The sequence below is a fragment of the Sphaerisporangium rhizosphaerae genome (assembly GCF_042665155.1).
Taxonomy (GTDB): domain Bacteria; phylum Actinomycetota; class Actinomycetes; order Streptosporangiales; family Streptosporangiaceae; genus Sphaerisporangium; species Sphaerisporangium rhizosphaerae.
Window position 1 is genome coordinate 1 of record NZ_JBHTCG010000054.1, and the last position, 20,402, is coordinate 20,402.

Genomic DNA, 20,402 nt, shown 5'->3' on the forward strand with positions numbered 1-20,402 from the left:
CACACCACGATCGCCCAGGCGAACAACGACGGGCCGGTCACCGCCAGCACGGTGGTGAACACCGCGCCGGCCTCCACGATGAACATCACCGGGTTACGCCACAACGTCACCGGATTCAGCTTGCGCACCGCGTCCGGCAGCGCCGCCACCAGGCGCCGGGGGTCGAACGGGCCGCCGCCGGATCGGCCGTTCCCTGCGGAGCGGCACGGACGGACCGGGCTGCCGAGCGTGCGATCGGACATGTCAGGACAGCCCTTCCGCGAGCGGCCCGAGCGCCAGGGCGGGCAGGAAGGTGAGCGCGACCAGGACGATCGTCACGCCGACGACCATGCCGACGAACTGCGGCCGGTGGGTGGGCAGCGTGCCCGCCGACGCCGGCACCGGCGCCTGCCCGGCCAGCGACCCGGCCAGGGCCAGCACGAAGACGATCGGCAGGAACCGGCCGAACGCCATGCACAACCCGAGGACGGTGTCGTACCAGGGGGTGTTCACCGTGATGCCGGCGAACGCCGAGCCGTTGTTGTTGGACGCGCTGGTGAACGCGTAGAGCACTTCCGACAGGCCGTGGGGACCGGAGTTGAGCATGCTCGCCCGCTCGGCCGGCGATCCCATCGCCAGGGCGGTGCCGACGAGCACCAGCACCGGCGTGGTCAGGAAGTACATCGAGGCCAGCTTGATCTCCCGCGACCCGATCTTCTTGCCCAGGTACTCCGGAGTGCGTCCGACCATCAGGCCGGCCACGAACACCGTGATCACCGCCAGCACCAGCATGCCGTACAGGCCCGCGCCGACGCCGCCGGGCGCGACCTCGCCCAGCATCATGTTCAGCATCGTCATCATCCCGCCCAGCGGCGTGAACGAGTCGTGCGCCGAGTCGACGGCTCCCGTGCTGGTCAGGGTGGTCGCGGCGGCGAAGGTCGCCGAGTCCGGCACGCCGAACCTCACCTCCTTGCCCTCCAGGGCCGCGCCCACCGCCCGGGGCACGGTCGCGCCCCCGGCCAGTTCGAACGCGGTGGTCAGCGCGATGCTCGCCAGCGCGATCACGGCCATCACGGCGAGGATCGCCCGCCCCTGGCGGACCTGGCCGACCATCCGGCCGAAGGTGCGCGGCAGGGCGAAGGGGATCAGTAGGAGCAGCAGGATCTCGACCCAGTTCGTCCAGCTCGTGGAGTTCTCGAACGGGTGGGCGGAGTTGACGTTGTAGAAGCCGCCGCCGTTGGTGCCGAGCTCCTTGATCGCCTCCTGGCTCGCCACCGGCCCGCCCGGGATGAGCTGCGCGCCGCCGGCGAGCGTGGCGACCTCGTGCGGGCCGGACAGGTTCTGCACCACACCGCCCGCCGCGAGGACGAGCGCGGCGGCGAAGGCGATCGGCAGCAGGACGCGCATCGTGCCGCGCACCAGGTCCACCCAGAAGTTGCCCACGTGTTCGGTGCGGCTGCGCGCGAACCCGCGCACCAGGGCCATCGCCACGGCCATCCCGACCGCCGCCGACCCGAAGTTCTGCACCGCCAGCCCGGCCATCTGCACCAGATGGCCCATCGTCGACTCACCCGAGTACGCCTGCCAGTCGGTGTTGGTGACGAAGCTGACCGCCGTGTTCCAGGCGACGTGATCGGGCACCGGTGGCCGGCCCAGGCTGAGCAGCAGCCTGTCCTGGAGACGCTGGAAGGCGTACAGGAACAGGACCGACACCGCCGAGAACGCCAGCACGGCGCGGGCGTAGCCGGTCCAGTTCTGCTCGGCGCCGGGGCGCACGCCGATCAGCCGGTACACGCCGCGCTCGGCGGCGCTGTGCCTGGACCCGGTGTAGACGCGGTACATGTAGTCGCCCAGCGGGCGGTGTGTCAGCGCGAGGGCGACGGCGAGGGAGCAGACGAACACGGCGCCCGCCGTCGCGGTGCCCATCAGAACCGCTCCGGGAACAGCAGGGCGGCGACCATGAACAGCACCAGGACGGCGGCCACCGCCAGTCCGGCGGCGTTCACGGCGTTCACAGCCGCTCCACCCCGCGCACGACCAGTCCGACGATCGCGAACACCACGATCGTCAGGGCCACGAAGCCGACGTCGGCCATCGCCACTCCTCGCAATCCCGCAAGACGCCTCCCAGGGCCCGGCAGGGGCCGCAGGACGAGACAATCGCGATGCTTGGCGTGGTTGACGCGTTTTGACGGATTCCATACGCGGTCAGGCCGAGTATTGGCGCCCGCCATACGCCCCCATCGCCGACCCGCACCTGAGACGGTGGGCGCAGGGCCCGCCGGCTCAGGGGTTCGAGTGAGGCGCTTCGGCTCGACCTCGGTTCAGAAGCGCCGATTCAGGAGCGTCGTTCCCGGGGCGTCGGTTCCGGGGGTCGGTTCCGGGGCGTCGGGTTCAGAAGCCGAAGGAGCGGCCGATGATCTCCTTCATGATCTCGGTGGTGCCGCCGTAGATGGTCTGGACGCGGCTGTCCATCCACGCCTTGGCCACCGGGTACTCGACCATGTAGCCGTAGCCGCCGTGCAGTTGCAGGCAGCGGTCGATGACCTTGTGCTGGAGCTCGGTCGTCCACCACTTGGCCTTGGCCGCGTCCACGACCGTCAGTTCTTTGGCGTTCAGCGCGCGGATGCACTTGTCCACGTAGTGCCGGGCGATCTCCACCTCGGTGGACAGCTCGGCGATGACGAAGCGGGTGTTCTGGAACTTGCCGATGTTCCGGCCGAACGCCTGGCGGGACTTGCAGTACTCGATGGTCGTCTCCAGCACCGCCTCCGCCGCCGCGACCGCCGCCACCGCGATCGACAGGCGTTCCTGCGGGAGGTTCACCATGAGCTGGATGAAGCCCTGACCCTCCTCCTCGCCGAGCCGGTTGGCGACCGGGACGCGGACGTTCTCGAAGAACAGCTCGGCGGTGTCCTGGGCGTGCATGCCGATCTTCTCCAGGTTGCGCCCCCGGGAGAAGCCCTCCATGCCGCGTTCGACGACCATCAGGGTGGTGCCGCGCGCCCCCGCCGCCGGGTCGGTCTTGGTCACCACGACGACCAGGTCGGAGTTGACGCCGTTGGTGATGAACGTCTTCTGGCCGTTGACGATGTAGTGGTCGCCGTCGCGGACCGCCGTCGTCTTGATGCCCTGCAGGTCGCTCCCCGCGCCCGGCTCGGTCATGCCGATGGCGGTGATCAGCTCGCCGGAGGCGAAGCCGGGGAGCCAGCGCTGCTTCTGCTCGTCGTTGGTGAGATCGACCATGTACGGCGCCATGATGTCGTTGTGCAGGCCGAACCCGAGCCCGGTCGCGCCGAACCTCATGATCTCTTCGACGATGACCGCGTTGAAGCGGAAGTCGGAGATGCCCGAGCCTCCGTACTCCTCCGGGACCGAGAAGCCGAACATGCCGAGCTCGCCGGCCTTCTTCCACACCTCTCGCGGGACGATGCCGTCCTTCTCCCACTGCTCGTGGTGGGGGACGACCTCGCGCGTCATGAACTCGCGCACGGTCTCACGGAAGAGCAGATGCTCCTCCTCGAAGAGGTCTCGCTGCATTCGCTTCCTCCTTAAGGTTACCGCACCAGAATACGATTCTGGTCATCGCCGGACCCGGGGGACCCCGCACGGTCGAGGGGCGTTCCCCTACGTCACAAATCAGCCACTTTCTGCAGTGTTACTCCTGCATAAGCCCGCCGTAAGCCCGCAGAGTCATACGATCTACCTCCGGCTGCCTGTCGGCCTGGACGCGTGATCGGAGGCGATCGTGAACGGCTGGGCTCCCAAGCTCCGCAGATCCCTGGCAGCGGGAATCCTGGGTGTCTGCGCGGCTCTCCTGCTCATGCCTCCGGGTCAAGGCTCGGCGGACACGAACAATTACATCTATACGTACAGCTGCAAGCGGAAGCTCAGCGACAGCTACGAGACCGTCAGGGTAAAAGTGGCGATTCCCCGGACGGTTCGTGTGGGGGAGCAGTTGGCGCTGACGTGGACCCTAAGTGACTCCAAACTCCTTTCACCAGCAGACTTCAAGACCGGGAGCAAGGTATCGGTCACGGGCACTGCCGATGTGGATGGTCTGTGGCAAGGACAACTGAATTCCGTCGGAACCAAGGATCAGGGAGAGCTCAAGCGCGAGCAGAGCAGCTTGGCTTTGCCGACCGGGGTGTCAGGTTCGGTGGCCACGACCAAGGAGGGCAAGCTCACTGTCACGCCACGAGACCTTGTCGTGGATCTCACACCGCCTGTCTCTCAGGACCTCATAAACGACACGGAGACCCTGCCGATCGAGTACACGGGTGCATGGCACTACTCGGACAAGGCTGATCCTGCTCGGTCCGGAGATCACCTGCAGGATGTCCACTGGACCACGGCGGCGGACGGCAAGGTGGCGGTCAAGTTCACAGGTACGGGGATCGAGTACCTCACCGAGAGATACATCGACATGGGGGAAGTTGAAGTAAGGCTCGATAGGGATTCTTCTCGACCTTGGCCGAAGCCGGATGCGTCCAAGGATGAAAACGGGAAACCAGCCGAGACGCGGATCAGCAAGAAGGTCCTGTGGTCGATCCATGATCTTCCCTATGGTGAGCACACTCTGTGGGTGATCAATGGCCAGGACGGCAAGTACATGCTCGTCGACGCGTTTAATATCATCACCGATCAGCTTTCGAGCCCTCCAGAGTACTTGCGGACGACATGTACACCCACGGAGACTCCTGACCCGGTGACCGTCGACGTGGTGGCGGCGGCCCCTAGTGATGAGAACGATGGGAACCAGCACATCAGTGATGGGGATGACTCGGCTCGCGGGGTGATCGTGCTGTCGGGGGGCGGCTCGGGGCACGGAGCGCCGACCGAGACGGCCAGTCCGACGCCGAAGGCGTCCAAGACCTCCAAGGCTCGCTCGACCCCCCAGGTGCGGGTGACTCCCAGAGGTGGCGCGCACACCGGTGAGGCCCCGGAACAGGATCCGAGGCCCGGTGCCTTCATCGCATACGGCTCCGTGCTGTTGCTCGGCAGTGTGGCGGGCGGTCTCGTGCTGAGACGCCGCCGGGGAAGGGCGGGTTGAGCGGGACGTTACCGCCGGCGCCGGACGGCGAGGAGCCTCGGCGCGGGCGGTGGAAGGGCATGCTGGCGCCGCTCCTGGTAACGGCCGGTTCCCTGGCGGGCATCGGGGCCGTGATGGCCGGCCTGCTGGCCTACCTGTCACCCACGGAGAACGCCGCGTCCGGCTCCGAGCCGACGCCGATCGTCGCCCAGATGTTCCCGGCCGACGATGCCAACGGCGCGCCCGGCTCCGATGCAGGGCAGCAGGCCACGGCCGGGACGTCCACGATGGAAGGAACCTCGGCCGGAACTCCGACAGGAACCTCGACGGGTGTCTCAGCGGTGGACGCGGCGTCCACGGCGGTGGGCACGGCGACGGTCGGCCCCGGTGGAGTGAACGCGCCTCTGGTCGAGGCCGCGCCGGCCGCCTCGCCACCGGCCCCGGTGGCCGCGCCGGTGAAGGCGCTGCGCAAGTCGGTGCCGACCCGGGTCCGCGTCCCGGGCATCGGCGTGGACGCGGCGCTCGTGTCCGTCGGGGTGGACAGGAACGGTGAGATCGAGGTGCCCCCGCTGAGCAGGCCGAAGCTGGCGGGCTGGTACCGGCTGGGACCGGCTCCGGGCGAGATGGGCCCGGCGGTGATCCTCGGCCATGTGAACACCCGCGGCGGCCCCGCCGTGTTCAGTCGGCTGCGAGAGCTGAAGCGCGGCGACATGATCACGGTGGTCCGCGCGGACGGCTCGACGGCGCGGTTCACGGTGGACGGGGCCGAGCAGGCGAGCAAGAACCGGTTCCCGACCAAGCGCGTCTACGGGCACGTGGACCGCCCGAGCCTGCGCCTGATCACCTGCGGCGGCGTGTTCAACGCCAAGGCGCACAGCTACACCGACAACATCATCGTCTACGCCACCCTCTCCGCCGCCACCCGCCGCTGAGCGGCGAGGCGCCGGCGCCCGGCCTCAGCGAGCGGCCCGCTACCAGGTGGGCGAGAGCAGGCGGTCGAGGACCGTCCGGCCGCCGGCCCGAAGGCCGTCGTGCTCGTACTCGTTGGTGATCCAGGGCCGCAGGCCCTTGATCGTGCGGGCCGTGTCCAGGGACAGCTCCCGGGCGACGTACATGTCGTTGTAGTAGACCGCCGCCGAGACCGGCACGGTGTTGGCCTCCAGGCGGGCGACGTCGTACAGCGCCGGCCACGACGGGCGCTCGGCGAGCAGGTGCGCCGTCTCGCGCAGCGGCCGCAGGATGGGATCGGTGTCGAACATCCAGGGGTAGATCGTCTCCCCGGTGAACAGCAGGGGCCCGTCACCGTCGAGGGCGGCGGCGGGAGCGAATCCGGGGAACTCGTCGCGGACGCGCTGTGCCGACCAGCCGGTGGCGCCCTCGCCCTGCGCGTAGGTCGCCTCGTGGATGAGCGCGTACAGCGGGGCTCCCGCGGTCCAGGCCAGCTCGGCCTCCACCTCGACCAGGAAGCCGTCCCTCAGATCATCTCCGCCGGCGAAGGGGTCCTCCAGCAGGTAGTGCAGGCGCCGGCTGCCGGTGCCGCCGCCGAGCAGGTTGCCCAGCGTCTGGAACAGCTCCACGGTCAGGGGCCGGCCGTTCGAGAGCAGCACCTCGCCGTCGCGCAGGTGCCTCGCGACGCGCACGGCGCGTTCGACGTCCTCGGGGTAGCGTTCGTAGTGCGCGGCGTTCTTTGCCTCCACCTGCGGATACAGGGCGCGGTACACCTCGTCGGCCCGGGCCCCCAGGCCGGGCAGGCCGCCGGTGACGAACGCCTCCGCCAGGCCCTGCGGGGCGAAGGACAGATAGGTCACCGTGCAGAATCCGCCGAAGCTCTGACCCAGGACGCTCCACGGCTGGTCGCCGATGAGCGTACGGCGGATCAGTTCGGCGTCCCGGACGATGGAGTCGGCGCGAAAGTGCGTCAGGTGCTCCGCCTGGGCGCTCGGCGAGCCCAGGCGCGGCAGGCTGCGCCGGTCGAGCGGCGTGGAGCGGCCGGTGCCCCGCTGGTCGAGCAGCAGCACGCGGTAGTCCTCCATGGCGCGCTCCAGCCAGCCCTCCCCGCCGAGTGGGCGCGGGGAGGAGAAGCCGGGACCGCCGTTCAGGTACAGCAGCCACGGCAGGTCCTCGGCCCGTCTGCCGCCCGCCCGCACCTCCCGCGCGTACACCTGGATCCGCTCGCCCTCGGGACGGTCGTGGTCCAGGGGGACGGTGAAGACGTGGTCGGCGAACACCGTGTCGGAGCGGTGGGGCGAGATCATGACGTCGATCCTATTCAGGCCGTTCGCCCTGGACGCAGGGCGTTCGGTTCGGCGTCCCCCGCTCCGCCTGAGCGGGTTCGTGTCGTGCTCCGGCGCGACCCTCTGTTCGCGGCTGAGTAGAAACTCGTTCCAATCGCATCGAACCACTCACGCGAACCGCCCGTAGCTCCGCATGAACGGCCACCGTCGTTGTGACGTTGGATCGCAATTCCCCAGGGGGAGAAGGGATCGGGTACAGATGCGACGCGCACGTATCGCCTCGGTCGCCACCGTGGTTCTCAGCCTCGTCGTTCTTCAGACGACCACGGCCTGCTCCAGGATCTTCGGCGAGCCGATCGCGGGCGCCACGGATCCCGCGCCCAGCGCCGTGCCGGCAGAGGAGTTGGCGAGAGGGCTTCTCGCGTCGGCGGCGGCCGCCGAGCCCGACGCCGACGCTTCCGGCTCCTCGGCGCAGGCGACCAATGACGGCGCGGCCCCGGCGGGCGCGGCCGTTCCGACGGACGGGGCGGCGCCCACGGATGCCGCGCCTACGGACGCGGCGCCCACGGACGCGGCGGCGCAGGACGCGGCGGCGCAGGGGACGGTGTCGACGCCGTGGGGTCCGTTGAGTCCGGCGGACCGCGATCTGGTGGTCAAGGTACGTCTGGCCGGCCTCTGGGAGATCCCGACGGGAAGGCAGGCCGCGAAACGCGCTTTCCGGGCCGTCACCAGGAAGAACCTGGGGGAGATCGCCCGGCAGCACGAACTCCTGGACGCCGAGGTCCGGGAGGTGGCGGAGGAGCTACGCGTGCCGCTGCCCGATGAGCCCAACGACGACCAGAAGGGGTGGATGGCCGAGATCTCCGCCAAGAAGGGTCTCGCCTACGACCAGACGGCCGTCATGCGACTGCGGATGGCGCACGGGAAGATCTTCCCCGCCATCGGCGCGGTCCGGGCCTCCACCCGTAACACCCTGATCCGCGGCTTCGCCGAGAGCGCGGCGAAGTTCGTGAACACCCACATGGGCCTGCTGGAGGGCACGGGCCTGGCCGGAGACCACGCCCTTCCCCCCGCCCCCACGCCGAGCCCGGCTCCTCCTCTCACGGTCCCCGAGGACGAACCCGCCCCGAGCGCACCCCCCGCGACCTCCCTGCTCGACGGCGCTAAGGAGGGCCACCACTCCACCGGCGGCTGATGACCGGCGTGATGGCGTCGCCCGGCCGCCTGACGGCCCGGCGACCTGACGGCCTGGCTCGGCAACCTGACGACCCGGCTCGGTGAGCTGACGGCCCGGCCACCTCGCCCCCTCGGCGGGACGGTGGTCAGCGCGGGCGGGCCGGCGGGCGGTCCTCCGTGCCCGTGACCTGGGGCACAGGGTGCGCGGCCAGGTAGTCCTGCAGTTCGCGGTGCCGGAACTGGTAGCCGATGCCCGCCACCCGCATCAGCCCGGCGCCGGTGGCCCAGTGCAGCAACCGGCCCAGTCGCCACGGCAACCACACCGCGTTCCACCGCCGCGTACACACCAGCAAAGCCACATACCGCACGCCCGCGAGCGGGAACGCGAGGTCGAACGCGAGCCCGAACGTGAGCCCGAACGTGAGCCCGGACACGATCCCGACCGCGAGTCCGGACACGATCCCGAACGGGAACCCGAACGCGAGCCCGGACAGGATCCCGAGCGGGAGCCCGAACACGAGATTGGAGATGAGGTCGGCGCGGACCAGGTCACGGGGATCTCCCACGCTCACCGTCCCCGATGTGGAGAGCCCGGTCACAAGCCCGAACGCCAGCCCGACCCCGAGTCCGGCCCCGGGGCTGACCACAAACCTGAGCTCAGGGTCGACCACAAGCCCGATCCCAGGGTCGACCACAAGCCCGGCCCCAGGGCCGACCGCAAGCCCGACCACAAGCCCGGCTACCAGCCAGACCACGAAAATGCGGCGGCCGGCGCGGGTTCGCAGGCGGCGCGGATCTACTCGAGCGGGTTCTGGCCAGATCGCGAGCCGATCTCCCAACGTTGTCGTCAAGGCCATGAGAATCAGCGAGCCGAGGTAGAGCTGATCGTAAATGGTGTCCAGGAAGAGCCGGGGAAGCGTGGCCGCACCACCGAGCAGCCAGATGGTGGCGGTGGTGAGCAGGCGGGGGCGGGCGCCGGCCAGTGGCCATAGTTCGTGCAGCACGATGTCGGTGCCTGACAGGACCCGTCCGCCCAGGGTGCGGCCGGTCGTGGTGTTGGTGTCCAGGTAGCCGGCCAGCGTCGCCAGCCACCGGTGCACCCGGCCCGCGTCGGCGTGGCCTGGTGGCGGGTCGAGCGCGACGGTCGCCGGGATGAACAACTCCAGCAGGTGGTCGCGCACCGCGGAGGGGCTGTCCAGGCGCGCATCGGTCAACTCGGCGGGGTCGCGCGCGAACGCCGCGGTGCCGGGGACGCGCTGTTCGTAGACGGTGGCGGCGAGGGTGAGCCGCCATGGGGTGGACAGCCCGTCGGCCAGCGGCCCGCGTGGCGCTCGCCGGATGGCCTGCAGCACCGGCTCCCAGCGGGCCGCGTCGTCCACCCGGCCGTCCAGGAAGGCGCGGGCCTGGCGGCCGTCGACCGGGGCGATCTCCACCCGGGCGGCGTCCTTCGCCCACACCAGCAGCTCCTGCAGTGCCTGGTACTGGGCGGTGCGGCAGGTCAGCACCACCGCCCCCTTGCCGCGCACGTCTTGGTAGGTGTTGATCGCGCGCAGCACCCGCCCGGCTCGGGAGTCGTACCCGGGCTCGGCGGCGGCGTCCATCTCGTCCAGGCCGTCGATCACGGGCACCACCAGCCGGGCCGCGACCAGCGCTTCGGCGACCGCGCGTCTTTCCCTGTAGACCTGCGTCAGGTGGCTCGACAACCAGCGCTCCATCACCTGGTGGCCGCTCAGCTCGGTGTCCAGCGACGCGGCTGAGATCCGTACCGGCACCCGCTCGCCCGGCCGGCGCTGTTCGAGCAACCCCAGGATCAGCTCCACGGCCAGCACCGTCTTGCCGGCGCCGGGCGCCCCGGTGATGACCATCCGCTGCGGCGACAGGCCGCGGTAGTAGTCCACCACCTCGGTGAGGCGGCTGCGCCGGCCGGCGCCTTCGGCGTTGTGAGCAGGAGCCCGCTCAAGGCTGAACCGCACATCGATGGGCTTGTCATGCTCGCCGAGCAACCTGCGGCGCGCGGTGCGTTCGCCGTCCAGCACGGCACCGGCCAGCCGGGCCGCGGCGTCCTCCAGGCTCTCCTGCGAACGTGCCGCGCGCACGCTCATCCACGCCGAGAACGCGCCGACCGCAAGGCCCAGCAGACCGATGACCGCACCGACCGGATCGAATTCGCCGGCCTTCGAGCTGGGCCCCGCCCGCCAGGCCACCATCGCGGCCGCGCCCACCGCCACCAGCGCGACCGCTCCCCATGCCCACGCCGCTCCGCGTCCGCCGGTCCTCATGGCTCAGATGATGACCTAACCGACATGCCGCCCACCGTGGACGCCAACGCGCCGAAACCAATCTGTTGCACACCGCGATCAGGCGACGCGGACGATAATGCGGTGGACGCTGATCCGGGGGAGTGCGCTTCCCCCGGATCAGCGCTCACTCAGACGGCGGCCAGGCTGAACCGCTGGTTGTCGGGGTCGATCGCGAGGATCCGGACCGAGACGCGGGTGCCGACGGGCCACGATCGCCCATGGGCGAGACCGGTGAAGCCGTCGGACTCGACGAACGAACCGAACGGCACTTCCTTGGTCACCACGCCTTCGATGATGTCACCGACCTGGTGACCGGCGAGGAAGGACTGCCAGCTCATGTATGTCACCTCCTTTCGTCACGAGTGGCTGTACGCGCTTGGCTGTACGCGCTTCTCGTGACGCGGCGGGCCTCTCGCCCGCGGGGTGATCAAGCGGCGGCCGGGCGCCCGTTCTGTGTGCGGCGCGTGGCCGACCCGGCAGTCATGGATCGATGGTAGCGACTCAGGTGTGACTCCGGAACCTCGCGGCAGGCTGGTTCCAGGACGAGCGCGAGCCCTTGACGGTACGGGAAAGGCTCATGGAAGGTTCGCGTGCGACGCCGTCAATCCCTGCGTGCCAGGGGTCGGCGCCGAATGGTTGACTGGGCCGATGCAACCCGAGGAGATCCACCGCATCGCCACCGCGCTGGGCGGCGCGGTGGCCGGCACGTCCAACCTGGCCGGCGGGTTCTCCCACGAGACGACCCTGCTCACGCTGGCCGACCGCCAGGTCGTCGCCCGCCTCGGCGGGCCGGACCCCGCCATCGAGGCCGCCGTCATGGCCGCGGCCCGCCGTCACGTCCCCGTTCCCGAGGTGCTGCTCGTCCTGCCCGCCGAGGACGGCGACCAGGGCGCCCGCCCGGCCATGGTGCTGGAACACGTGCCCGGCACGCCGCTCGACCACGTTCTCTCCGGCGGCGAGCACGACCGGGCCGCCCTGGGTGACCTCGGCGCCGAGGTCGGACGCGTCGTGGCCGCCGTCAGCGCCGTGAGGTTCGAGCGTCCGGGCTTCTTCGCCGACGAGCACCTCACCGTGCGTCCCGGGAGCCCGTGGTCGCAGCAGCTCCCCGAGTTCGCCGAGACGTGCATGGCCGCCACCCCCGACGCCCGCCTCGACCTGGCCACTCGGCGGGCCTGGGCCGGACTGTGCGCCGCCCACGCGCCCGCGCTCGCCGGCGTGGACGGGCAGGCCCGGCTGGTGCACGCCGACATCAATCCCAAGAACATCCTGGTCACCCGTACACGATCCGGCGGCTGGCGCGTGGACGCCCTTCTGGACTGGGAGTTCGGCTACTCCGGATGCCCGTACGGCGACGCCGCCAACATGGTCCGGTTCGGCGCCGGCTATCCGGCCGGTTTCCTCGACGGCTTCCGGGCGGCCTTCGCCCGTCACCAGCCCGCCGATCTTCCGCTCGCCGAGGACTGGCTCTACCTTGGGCGGGTCCTGGACATGTTCGCGCTGAGCGACCTGGTCACCCGCCCTGCCGGGCATCCCGTCGCGGACCAGGCGGCGGAACGCGTCAGGCGCTGGGTCCGCGAAGGCGTCCCCACCTCCGTCTGACCGCGGTAGCGCGGCTGACCCCGGTATCGCGGCCCGGAGGCGGACGGCCGGCGGACCACGTGACGAGGAACCGAAGAGATGATCGACCTGATTCGGAGCCCGCCGCCTTGGTTCGGGTCGTGGGCGGGTGCGCTCACCAGGGGTCTCCGGAGGCGCCGGCGGCGAGGTGCTTCTCGTAGCTCGCCACCTTGGTGTCGATGAGGTCGAGGCAGTCGTGCAGCCGCGCGAGTTGCTCGGCGACGCGGAGCCGGTGCGCGCGGAGCAGCTCAAGCCGTTCCGCCTCGTTGCCGCTGCCCGCGCGGACCAGCGCGGCCAGGCGGCCGATCGTGGCCAGAGGCATGCCGGAGGCGCGAAACTTGACGCAGTTGGCCAGCCACTCGACGTCCCAGTCGCTGTAGACCCGCCGGCCCCTGTCGTCGCGCCGCACCTCGCCGGCGAGCAGGCCTTCACGCTCGTACAGGCGCAGGGCGTGGACGCTGAGCCCGATGCGCTTCGCCACCTCGCCGATGCTCAGATCGTTCCGCATGGTGTCGAACGTATCTCGTTGACCTATACCTCGGTCTAGCATCTAGCGTTCGCGGCATGAACAGTCACGAGACCGTCGGCGTGACCCCCCGTCCACCAGGAGCGGCCGGCACCGCTGACGACGTCCTCTCCGGAATCGATCTCAGCGGCAGGACGGCGGTGGTCACGGGAGGTCACTCCGGTCTGGGGCTGGCCGCCACCCGCGCGCTCGCGCGCGCCGGAGCCCGGGTCGTGGTTCCGGCCCGCAGGCCCGAGCAGGCGCGTCAGGCGCTGACCGGCGTGGACGAAGTCGAGGTCGACCAGGTCGATCTCGCCGACCTCGCCTCCGTCCGGGCCTTCGCGGAACGCTTCCGGCGCGGCCATGACTCGCTGGACATTCTGATCGCCAACGCCGGGATCATGGCCTGTCCGCAGACCCGGGTGGGGCCCGGCTGGGAGGCGCAGTTCGCCACCAACCACCTGGGCCATTACGCGCTGACCAACCTGCTGTGGCCCGTGCTCAAGGCGGCCGGCACGGCCCGCGTCGTCGCGGTCTCCTCGGGATACGACCCCGGCCGGCGCATCCGCTGGGAGGACGTGCAGTTCGCGCACGGCTACGACAAGTGGGCCGCCTACGCCCAGTCCAAGCTCGCGAACATCCTGTTCGCCCGCCACCTCGACCGGCTGGGCGAACCGCACGGCGTCCGGGCCTTCTCGGTGAACCCGGGATGGATCCGCACATCCCTGCAACGACACCTGACGGTCGAGGAGATGGTCGCCGCCGGCTGGCTCGACGCCGACGGTGATCCGGCGCCGGGCCTGTTCACGACACCCGAGCGAGGTGCGGCGACCATGGTGTGGGCCGCTGCTTCGCCCGAGCTCGACGGGCACGGCGGCGACTACTGCGCTGGCTGCCGCATCGTCGAAGGCGGTCCGGCGGACAGGGACGAGCCGAGCGACGAGACGAGAGACGAGCCGACCGATGGGCCGAGCGATGAGGCGGCGCGTCTCTGGGCGCTCTCGGCCGGCCTCACCGGCCTGGATCTCATCCCCTGAGTCATCGCCGCGCGGGGAGGTCGGAGAGCGGCTACCAGGTGGGCGAGAGCAGGCGTCGAGGACCCGGTGACCTGGCTTCGTGTCCTTGACCGTCCTCTGCGTTCGTCGGTGGTTCACGCTTGCGGAAGGGCGTGCCCGAGTTCGGCCGCCAGGTTCTGCTCGATGAGCTTCCAGGCATGCTCGGCGGCGGCCGCGTGGAAGGTGGGCGCGCTCGGGGACAGGAACGCGTGCGAGGCGCCGGGGAGCACGGCCATCTCGTACCGGACGCCTCCGGCCCGCAGACGCGCCTCGATGATTCCGCGCTGCTCCTCGGTGATCAGATGGTCGTCCGCGCCGACGATGACGACCATCCGCCCGGTGATGCCGCCGCTGAGCTCGACGGTCGGCTCTGGCCTGCTGATCGGGATGTCGGTTCCGGTCAGCCAGCCCGCGTACAGCACGACGGTGACGGTCAGGGGGAGCCGGGTGGCCGCGTAGTAGGCCAGGTGACCTCCCATGCTGAGCCCGACCATGCCGACCGGGCCCGCGGCGGCCGCGTCCCGGCGCAGGTACTGCTCGGCCGCGCGCACGTCGGCGAGCACGCCGGCGCGGGTCAGCTCGCCCATCAGCGCGAAGCCGCGCGCACGGCCCTCCTCGTCGGCGTCCAGCTCCACCCCCACTTCCTCCGATCGGTGGAAGAAGTCGGGGGCGATCACGGCGTACCCGAGGGCGGCGATCCGGTCGGCGACCGCGCGGATGTCCGGGGTCACCCCGAACAGCTGGTGGGCCACGATGACTCCCGGGTGAGCGCCCGGTGAGCGCGGGAGGGTGAGGTAGGCGCCCATGACGCCGTCTCCGACCCGCAGCTCGACGCGCCTGCCGCGGGTCTGTTCCATGTGCTCCGACATCCGCCGGTACCTGCTTCCTTCGTCCGATGCCCCCGTGCCGTTGCGCGGGACGACGCGTAGATCGTCACCCACTGCCGACATCGGCATCCAATAGGAAGACCACCCTGCCGGTATCAGAATGCTGATACGTGTGGGTGCTGTGAGCGTCTCTCTCGATCTGCTGCGGACCTTCCTCGCCGTGTACCGGTCAGGTTCGGTGACCCGCGCCGCCGGGTTGCTCGGCCTTTCGCAACCGGCCGTCACCGGGCACATCAAGGCGCTGGAGCAGGCGCTGGAACGGCCGCTGTTCGACCGCGTGCCACGCGGCATGGCCCCGACCGCCGCGGCCGACCGGCTCGCCCGCCGCGTCGCCGTCCCCCTCGACTCGCTGGAGGAGCTGGTGCTGGGCGATTCCGGCGGCCCGGCCGAGGTGTTCGGCCGCGTCGTCCACCTCGGAGGTCCGGCCGAGCTGACCTGTGCCCGCGTGCTCCCCTGCCTCGCTCCGATGATCACGGCGGGGCTGCAACTGCGCGTCACCCTCGGCCTGCCCGACAGGTTGCTGAGCGAGCTGGCCGAAGGCGCCCTCGACCTGGTCGTCTCCACCTTGCGGCCCCGCCGCCGGGGCCTGGTCGTCGAGCCGCTGTGCGACGAGGACTTCGTCCTGGTCGCGTCCGCCGGCTGGGAGGGGGAGGGGCTGGACCGGGCGCCCCTCATCGCCTACGGCGAGAACCTGCCGATCCTGCGCCGCTACTGGCGTACCGTCTTCGACACCCGTCTCACCCGCGCCCCCGCGGTGGTCGTCCCCGACCTGCGCGGCGTGCTGGCCGCCGTCGTGGCCGGAGCGGGCGTCACCGTCCTGCCCCGCTATCTGTGCGCGGACGAGCTCGCCGACGGCCGCCTCCGGCTGCTCCTCGATCCCGAGCTCGCGCCGATCAACACGTTGTTCCTGGTCTCCCGCGCCGGCGCCGCGAACCCGGCCGGGACCGCCGTGCGCCGTCATCTCCTCCTCCAGGCCCGTACCTGGTGAGGGACGATCGCCCGCGCCGCGCCCGGCGGTCCGGCGTCATCTCGCGGGCCGGGCGGTGAGCAGGAACCCCTGCGGCGGCTCGCAACCAGCCTCCGCGTGCGTCATCCGCGCGATGGCCGAGAGCGGGACCGCCGGCCGACCGGCCGCCTGGCGGCGATTCCGTCCAGCAGGCAGTCCAGACCGAGCTCGAAGCGTGCATCCGCGGTGAGGAGCGGCATGTCCTGGAGCCAGGAGTCGAGCGAGTCGTTCGCCATCTCGCCCGCGTACGCCTGCAGGTCCTGCGTGGTGCCGATGCCGAACCGCTCGAGCATCGCGATCTCTCTGCTGACGCTCATCGCGGTGCCGGTCACGTAGTTGTCCAGCAGCGATACGTAGGTGACGGCCGGTGTGAGCCCGGCGTTGTCGAGCACGGCCAGCATGAAGGCCGCCCGCCGCATGGTCGTCGGCCCGAACGGTGGCCGGCTGTCCACCAGTTCGGCGTACCAGCGATGCCGGCCGATCATCCGCCACAGACTGGAGGCGACGCCGCGCAGGTCGCCGCGCCAGTCGTCGCCCGGGTCGGCGGGGACGTCGACCTCGGCCGACACCTCGTCCAGCATCAGGTCGACCAGGCCGTCCTTGTTGAGGACGTAGCGGTACAGCGACATCGGAGTCGACACGCCGAGCGCGCCGGCGACGGCGCGCATGGTCAGCCCCGTGACCCCTTCGGTGTCGGCGAGAGCGATGCCCGTGCGCACGATCTCCGCGCGCGTCAGCGCGTGCTTGCGGCCGGGCGGCTCGGGGTGGTGCCAGATCAGCCGTTCCGGGGAAGTGCTTGGCATCCTTGGAGTGTACTACGTATCATCACGTGTACAACGTACATTCTGGAGGTGTCGATGCAGCTCAGAGGGATCAACTACGACACGGGGTTCGGCGGCGCGGTCGGCGACCGGTCGCGGGTCGACTTCGACCCCGATGTGGTGCGGCGCGAACTGGAGATCATCGCGACGGACCTTCACTGCGACGCGGTCCGCATCAGCGGGGACGACCCTGACCGCATCGCGCTGGCCGCGCACGCCGCCGTCGACGCGGGGCTGCGGGTGTGGTTCGCGCCGTTCCCGGTCGACCTGACGCCCGCGCGATTGCCGGCCTACTTCCAAGACTGCGCGGCCAGAGCCGAGGAGATCCGGACGCGCGATCCCGAGACCGTGCTCGTGCTGGGCTGTGAGATGTCGCTGTTCTGCGCCGGCTTCGTGCCGGGCGCGTACCTGATGGAACGCCTCCAGAACGCGATGGACCCGCAGGCATGGTCCGGCTTCTCGCCCGCCGCCGACTTCACCGAGGTGCTGCGCGGCGTCGCCGAGGTCGCGCGGGCGCGCTTCGGCGGCAAGATCACCTATGCCTCGGGGGAGTGGGAGGACATCGACTGGTCGCATTTCGACTTCGCCGCGGTCGACCTGTACCGCTCGGCGGACAACGCCGCCGACTTCGCCGAACGCGTGCGGGCCTACCGTGCCCACGGGAAGCCCCTGGTGATCACCGAGTTCGGCTGCTGCGCCTACCGCGGCGCGGCCGAGGCCGGCGGAATGGGCTGGGCCATCGTCGACTACGCGGCCACACCCCGGGTGCTGAACGGCGAGTACGTCCGCGACGAGTCCGTCCAGGTGGCCTACTTCCACGAGCTGATGGACGTCTTCGAGGCCGAGGAAGTGCATGGCGCGTTCTGGTTCACCTTCGCCGGCTACGAGACCCGGTACGACCCCGACCCCAGGCGCGATCTCGACATGGCCGGCTACGGCACCGTCAAAGTCCTCAAAGAGCACGAAGGCGGTCGGTATCCCGACATGGCGTGGGAGCCGAAGGAGGTCTTCGACGCCATCGCCACCCGGTACGGCGCGCGGCCCGCTTCGCCGCCGGACGGAGCGGCCGGCGCGGGTGGTCGACCGGGCCGGGCTTCAGTCCCGCAGCGGTGAGGTGCCCACGGTCGCCCGCTCGCGGACGAGCGCGCCGGCAGGAGCACGCGCACCGGCACGTCCTGCCGCGACAACCCATGCGCGATGCACTGAGGGCCGCCAGACCTGGTGGTCTGACGGCCCTGTTCGGCCGGTTCATCGGTCAGGCCTTGTTGAAGGTCTTCTTGGCCCAGAGGTAGGAGAGTGCGGCGATGCCGGCGCACCAGGCGGTGGCGATGGCGCCGCTGTTGCCGATCGGGGTGCCGAGGAGGAGGCCGCGGACGGTCTCCATGATCGGGGTGAAGGGCTGGTACTCGGCGAACCAGCGCAGGACGGTGGGCATGGAGTCGGTGGGGACGAAGCCGCTGCCGAGGAAGGGCAGCAGGATCAGCGGCATCGGGGCGTTGCTGGCGGCCTCGGGGGTCGGGGACCGCAGGCCCAGGGCGACCGCCAGCCAGGTGACGGCCACCACGAACAGGGTGAGGATTCCGATGGCGGCCAGCCATTCGGCGGCGCCGGCGGTCGGGCGGAAGCCGATCGCCAGGGCGATGCCGATGAGGACGGCCATGCCGAGGAGTTGCTGGACGACGCTGCCGACGACGTGGCCGGTGAGCACCGACGCCCGGGAGATCCGCATGGTGCGGAAGCGGGCGATGATGCCCTCGGTCATGTCGGTGGCGACCATGACGGCGGTGCCGGTCGCGGCCGTTGCCGCCGCCATGAGCAGGATGCCGGGGACGACGTAGTTGACGTAGGCGTCGCGGCCGCCGCCGAGTCCCGCGCCGAGGGTGCCGCCGAGGACGTACACGAACAGGAGCAGCAGGATGACGGGCGTGACGATCAGCTGCACGGTCATGGACGGGTAGCGGAGCAGGCGCTTGAGCTGACGCCTGATCATGGTGGAGGAGTCGCGCATGGCGAGGGTGAGGGTGCTCATCGGGTGGCTTCTTTCTTCTGGCCGGTGAGGGTGAGGAAGACGTCGTCGAGGTCGGGGGTGTGGACGCTCATGTCGGCGATGTCGATCGAGCCTTCGTCCAGGACGACGAGCAGTTCGCGGATCGCGCGGACGCCGCCGTCGCTCGGCACCTGCAAGGTGAGCGCCTCGGGGTTGGCGATCCCCGTGCCGATGAGCCGGCGAGCGGTGTCGAGCTGGTGGGTGTCGGCGAAGGTGAGCGCGATGTGGCCGCCGGGGATGCGCCGCTTGAGCTCGTCGGCGGTGCCTTCGGCGATCAGCCGTCCGTGGTCGAGCAGGGCGATGCGGTCGGCGAGTTCGTCGGCCTCCTCCAGGTACTGGGTGGTGAGGAAGATGGTGACGCCGCCGGCGACGAGTTCGCGCACGATCTGCCACATGGAGCGGCGGCTGCGCGGGTCGAGGCCGGTGGTGGGCTCGTCCAGGAAGATCAGGCGGGGGTCGCCGACCAGGGTCATCGCCAGGTCGAGCCGGCGTTGCATGCCGCCGGAGTAGGTTCCGGCCGGTTTGCGCGCCGCCTCGACCAGGTCGAAGCGGTCGAGCAGTTCGGCGGCCCTGCGCTTGCCGTCCCTGCGGGACAGGTGCTTGAGGTCGGCCATGAGGAGCAGGTTCTCCTCGCCGGTGAGCAGCTTGTCGACGGCCGAGTACTGGCCGGTGACGCCGATCGCCCCGCGCACGTCGTCGGGCCTGCGGGCCAGGTCGTGGCCGGCGACCTGGACGGTGCCGCCGTCGGCCGGGACCAGGGTGGACAGGATCTGGACGGTGGTGGTCTTGCCCGCGCCGTTCGGGCCGAGCAGGGAGAAGATCGTCGCTTCGGGGACGGTCAGGTCGATGCCGTCCAGGACGACCTTGTCGCCGTAGGACTTGCGCAGCCCGTTCGCCGCGATGGCCAGGTTGGTCATGATGGGAGCTCCTCGGAGGCCGTGGATCACAGGCTGCGGGCGACGATGTCGCCGTAGGCGGTGGTCGCGTGGATGGTGAGCGGGGCGGCGGCGCCTTCGGTGTTCATGAGGGAGTTGTGGACGCGGCCGAAGGAGGTGCCGGCGTCCAGGGAGGCCGACACTCCGGCGGCGGCGGCGACCGACACCTCGCCGGCCTCGGTGTGCAGCACGAGAGCGCCGCGCACGGCCTCGGCGACGCGGATGTCGCCCTTGCTGGTGCGGATCTCCGCCGGGCCGTTGAGCCGGCCTACCGAGATGTCGCCGGCCAGGGTGGTGAGGCGGGCGCTCGCGGCCTCGTCGAGCTTGATCGAGGCGTGCGGGCCGTCGAAGGCGACGTCGCCCAGGCGGCCGACGCCCCGCAGCTCGACGCTCGCGGCCTTGACCTCGATCTGGGAACCGGCGGGCAGTTGGACGGTCACCTCGATGGAGCCGGAGTGGCCGAGGAACTGGTTCTTGGCCGAGGCCTCGATCCGCAGGACGCCGTCGCGGTACTCGACCTTGGTCTGCTCGGCCACCTTCACGTCGCGGCGGTCGGAGGCGTCCGCGGGCAGGACCTCCACCGCGGTGTCGGCCCGGTCGGCGGCGATGAACCGGACGCGCCCGGCGGGGATGTCCAGGACGGCGGAGATCGGGGCGGGGGTGTCGAAGGTCTGCATCGTGTGCTCCTGTGCTCGTTGTTTCTGACACCGGAAACGCTACGTTGCTTTCCAATTTGCCGCAAGATACTTGTTGCGAACAAGAGATGTATCTGCAGGTCACAGCCATAGAATCGTTGCAGTGGTCTTGTG

19 protein-coding genes and 1 pseudogene are annotated in these 20,402 nt (G+C 70.5%); 7 read left to right on the forward strand and 13 right to left on the reverse strand.

Annotated features, from left to right (window positions below; translation table 11 throughout):
* The 4 genes and pseudogenes from ACFQSB_RS38555 to ACFQSB_RS38570 all read right to left on the reverse strand — a co-directional run.
* Positions 1-242, reverse strand: a pseudogene (locus ACFQSB_RS38555) (potassium-transporting ATPase subunit B); the annotation flags it as partial.
* A 1-nt stretch (position 243) separates the two neighbouring features.
* Positions 244-1,905: a potassium-transporting ATPase subunit KdpA gene (kdpA, locus tag ACFQSB_RS38560; RefSeq protein WP_380832171.1), complete on the reverse strand. Its 1,662-nt coding sequence runs from the start codon at positions 1,903-1,905 to the stop codon at positions 244-246.
* Positions 1,905-1,994: a potassium-transporting ATPase subunit F gene (locus ACFQSB_RS38565; RefSeq protein WP_354853450.1), complete on the reverse strand. Its 90-nt coding sequence runs from the start codon at positions 1,992-1,994 to the stop codon at positions 1,905-1,907. The genes kdpA and ACFQSB_RS38565 overlap by 1 nt, the downstream gene beginning before the upstream one ends.
* Before the next feature lie 378 nt (positions 1,995-2,372).
* Positions 2,373-3,518 carry an acyl-CoA dehydrogenase family protein gene (locus ACFQSB_RS38570; protein ID WP_354853447.1) on the reverse strand — a complete coding sequence of 382 codons (1,146 nt, stop codon included), beginning with the start codon at positions 3,516-3,518 and terminating at the stop codon, positions 2,373-2,375.
* 208 nt (positions 3,519-3,726) lie between these two features.
* Here ACFQSB_RS38570 and ACFQSB_RS38575 point away from each other — a divergent pair, with 208 nt between their 5' ends.
* Positions 3,727-5,031: a hypothetical protein gene (locus ACFQSB_RS38575; protein ID WP_380832173.1), complete on the forward strand. Its 1,305-nt coding sequence runs from the start codon at positions 3,727-3,729 to the stop codon at positions 5,029-5,031.
* A 59-nt stretch (positions 5,032-5,090) separates the two neighbouring features.
* Entirely contained in the window at positions 5,091-5,942 is an 852-nt protein-coding gene (locus ACFQSB_RS38580) for a class F sortase (RefSeq protein WP_380832175.1), read from the forward strand.
* A 39-nt stretch (positions 5,943-5,981) separates the two neighbouring features.
* On the opposite strand, the gene ACFQSB_RS38585 is transcribed toward ACFQSB_RS38580, so the two are convergent.
* Positions 5,982-7,265: an alpha/beta fold hydrolase gene (locus ACFQSB_RS38585; RefSeq protein ID WP_380832178.1), complete on the reverse strand. Its 1,284-nt coding sequence runs from the start codon at positions 7,263-7,265 to the stop codon at positions 5,982-5,984.
* Positions 7,266-7,503: 238 nt separating this feature from the next.
* Between ACFQSB_RS38585 and ACFQSB_RS38590 the strand changes: the two genes are divergently transcribed.
* Positions 7,504-8,439, forward strand: a complete 936-nt coding sequence (locus ACFQSB_RS38590) for a DUF4142 domain-containing protein (protein WP_380832180.1) — start codon at positions 7,504-7,506, stop codon at positions 8,437-8,439.
* Between the two features lie 127 nt (positions 8,440-8,566).
* Here ACFQSB_RS38590 and ACFQSB_RS38595 read toward each other — a convergent pair whose 3' ends face one another.
* The gene (locus ACFQSB_RS38595) at positions 8,567-10,699 is read right to left on the reverse strand and encodes an NACHT domain-containing protein (RefSeq protein WP_380832182.1); all 2,133 of its coding nucleotides are present in this window, start codon (positions 10,697-10,699) and stop codon (positions 8,567-8,569) included.
* A gap of 149 nt (positions 10,700-10,848) precedes the next feature.
* On the reverse strand, positions 10,849-11,058 hold the full coding sequence (locus tag ACFQSB_RS38600; protein ID WP_380832184.1) for a S1 RNA-binding domain-containing protein: 210 nt from the start codon (positions 11,056-11,058) through the stop codon (positions 10,849-10,851).
* 310 nt (positions 11,059-11,368) lie between these two features.
* Between ACFQSB_RS38600 and ACFQSB_RS38605 the strand changes: the two genes are divergently transcribed.
* On the forward strand, positions 11,369-12,319 hold the full coding sequence (locus tag ACFQSB_RS38605; protein WP_380832186.1) for a phosphotransferase: 951 nt from the start codon (positions 11,369-11,371) through the stop codon (positions 12,317-12,319).
* A 133-nt stretch (positions 12,320-12,452) separates the two neighbouring features.
* Here ACFQSB_RS38605 and ACFQSB_RS38610 read toward each other — a convergent pair whose 3' ends face one another.
* Positions 12,453-12,845 (reverse strand): MerR family transcriptional regulator, encoded by a 393-nt coding sequence (locus ACFQSB_RS38610; protein ID WP_380832188.1) that lies wholly within the window; start codon positions 12,843-12,845, stop codon positions 12,453-12,455.
* Between the two features lie 56 nt (positions 12,846-12,901).
* Here ACFQSB_RS38610 and ACFQSB_RS38615 point away from each other — a divergent pair, with 56 nt between their 5' ends.
* Positions 12,902-13,879: an oxidoreductase gene (locus ACFQSB_RS38615; protein ID WP_380832189.1), complete on the forward strand. Its 978-nt coding sequence runs from the start codon at positions 12,902-12,904 to the stop codon at positions 13,877-13,879.
* A gap of 113 nt (positions 13,880-13,992) precedes the next feature.
* Here the strand turns inward: ACFQSB_RS38615 and ACFQSB_RS38620 are convergent, their stop codons facing one another.
* Positions 13,993-14,847 (reverse strand): dienelactone hydrolase family protein, encoded by an 855-nt coding sequence (locus ACFQSB_RS38620; protein WP_380832190.1) that lies wholly within the window; start codon positions 14,845-14,847, stop codon positions 13,993-13,995.
* Between the two features lie 37 nt (positions 14,848-14,884).
* Between ACFQSB_RS38620 and ACFQSB_RS38625 the strand changes: the two genes are divergently transcribed.
* A complete protein-coding gene (locus tag ACFQSB_RS38625) occupies positions 14,885-15,772 on the forward strand; it encodes a LysR family transcriptional regulator (RefSeq protein ID WP_380832192.1) in 888 nt (295 codons plus the stop codon).
* Between the two features lie 101 nt (positions 15,773-15,873).
* Here the strand turns inward: ACFQSB_RS38625 and ACFQSB_RS38630 are convergent, their stop codons facing one another.
* On the reverse strand, positions 15,874-16,593 hold the full coding sequence (locus ACFQSB_RS38630; protein WP_380832194.1) for a TetR/AcrR family transcriptional regulator: 720 nt from the start codon (positions 16,591-16,593) through the stop codon (positions 15,874-15,876).
* 48 nt (positions 16,594-16,641) lie between these two features.
* On the opposite strand from ACFQSB_RS38630, the gene ACFQSB_RS38635 reads away from it, so the two are divergent.
* Positions 16,642-17,724, forward strand: coding sequence for a hypothetical protein (locus tag ACFQSB_RS38635; RefSeq protein ID WP_459117360.1), 1,083 nt, complete (start codon positions 16,642-16,644; stop codon positions 17,722-17,724).
* Positions 17,725-17,866: 142 nt separating this feature from the next.
* Here ACFQSB_RS38635 and ACFQSB_RS38640 read toward each other — a convergent pair whose 3' ends face one another.
* From ACFQSB_RS38640 to ACFQSB_RS38650, 3 genes are read right to left on the reverse strand one after another with little or no spacing between them, the layout of a single operon-like run.
* The gene (locus ACFQSB_RS38640; RefSeq protein ID WP_380832196.1) at positions 17,867-18,640 is read right to left on the reverse strand and encodes an ABC transporter permease; all 774 of its coding nucleotides are present in this window, start codon (positions 18,638-18,640) and stop codon (positions 17,867-17,869) included.
* On the reverse strand, positions 18,637-19,575 hold the full coding sequence (locus tag ACFQSB_RS38645; RefSeq protein WP_380832197.1) for an ATP-binding cassette domain-containing protein: 939 nt from the start codon (positions 19,573-19,575) through the stop codon (positions 18,637-18,639). The genes ACFQSB_RS38640 and ACFQSB_RS38645 overlap by 4 nt, the downstream gene beginning before the upstream one ends.
* Positions 19,576-19,601: 26 nt before the next feature.
* Positions 19,602-20,270, reverse strand: a complete 669-nt coding sequence (locus ACFQSB_RS38650) for a DUF4097 family beta strand repeat-containing protein (protein ID WP_380832199.1) — start codon at positions 20,268-20,270, stop codon at positions 19,602-19,604.
* Positions 20,271-20,402 lie beyond the last annotated feature (132 nt).

Bases quoted from the DNA above. Each gene is read 5' to 3' on its own strand.
- kdpA (WP_380832171.1), bottom strand. From the start codon at position 1,905: ATGGGCACCGCGACGGCGGGCGCCGTGTTCGTCTGCTCCCTCGCCGTC.
- ACFQSB_RS38570 (WP_354853447.1), bottom strand. From the start codon at position 3,518: ATGCAGCGAGACCTCTTCGAGGAGGAGCATCTGCTCTTCCGTGAGACC.
- ACFQSB_RS38580 (WP_380832175.1), top strand. From the start codon at position 5,091: ATGCTGGCGCCGCTCCTGGTAACGGCCGGTTCCCTGGCGGGCATCGGG.
- ACFQSB_RS38585 (WP_380832178.1), bottom strand. From the start codon at position 7,265: ATGATCTCGCCCCACCGCTCCGACACGGTGTTCGCCGACCACGTCTTC.
- ACFQSB_RS38590 (WP_380832180.1), top strand. From the start codon at position 7,504: ATGCGACGCGCACGTATCGCCTCGGTCGCCACCGTGGTTCTCAGCCTC.
- ACFQSB_RS38595 (WP_380832182.1), bottom strand. From the start codon at position 10,699: ATGAGGACCGGCGGACGCGGAGCGGCGTGGGCATGGGGAGCGGTCGCG.
- ACFQSB_RS38600 (WP_380832184.1), bottom strand. From the start codon at position 11,058: ATGAGCTGGCAGTCCTTCCTCGCCGGTCACCAGGTCGGTGACATCATC.
- ACFQSB_RS38605 (WP_380832186.1), top strand. From the start codon at position 11,369: ATGCAACCCGAGGAGATCCACCGCATCGCCACCGCGCTGGGCGGCGCG.
- ACFQSB_RS38610 (WP_380832188.1), bottom strand. From the start codon at position 12,845: ATGCGGAACGATCTGAGCATCGGCGAGGTGGCGAAGCGCATCGGGCTC.
- ACFQSB_RS38615 (WP_380832189.1), top strand. From the start codon at position 12,902: ATGAACAGTCACGAGACCGTCGGCGTGACCCCCCGTCCACCAGGAGCG.
- ACFQSB_RS38620 (WP_380832190.1), bottom strand. From the start codon at position 14,847: ATGTCGGCAGTGGGTGACGATCTACGCGTCGTCCCGCGCAACGGCACG.
- ACFQSB_RS38625 (WP_380832192.1), top strand. From the start codon at position 14,885: ATGCTGATACGTGTGGGTGCTGTGAGCGTCTCTCTCGATCTGCTGCGG.
- ACFQSB_RS38630 (WP_380832194.1), bottom strand. From the start codon at position 16,593: ATGCCAAGCACTTCCCCGGAACGGCTGATCTGGCACCACCCCGAGCCG.
- ACFQSB_RS38640 (WP_380832196.1), bottom strand. From the start codon at position 18,640: ATGAGCACCCTCACCCTCGCCATGCGCGACTCCTCCACCATGATCAGG.
- ACFQSB_RS38645 (WP_380832197.1), bottom strand. From the start codon at position 19,575: ATGACCAACCTGGCCATCGCGGCGAACGGGCTGCGCAAGTCCTACGGC.
- ACFQSB_RS38650 (WP_380832199.1), bottom strand. From the start codon at position 20,270: ATGCAGACCTTCGACACCCCCGCCCCGATCTCCGCCGTCCTGGACATC.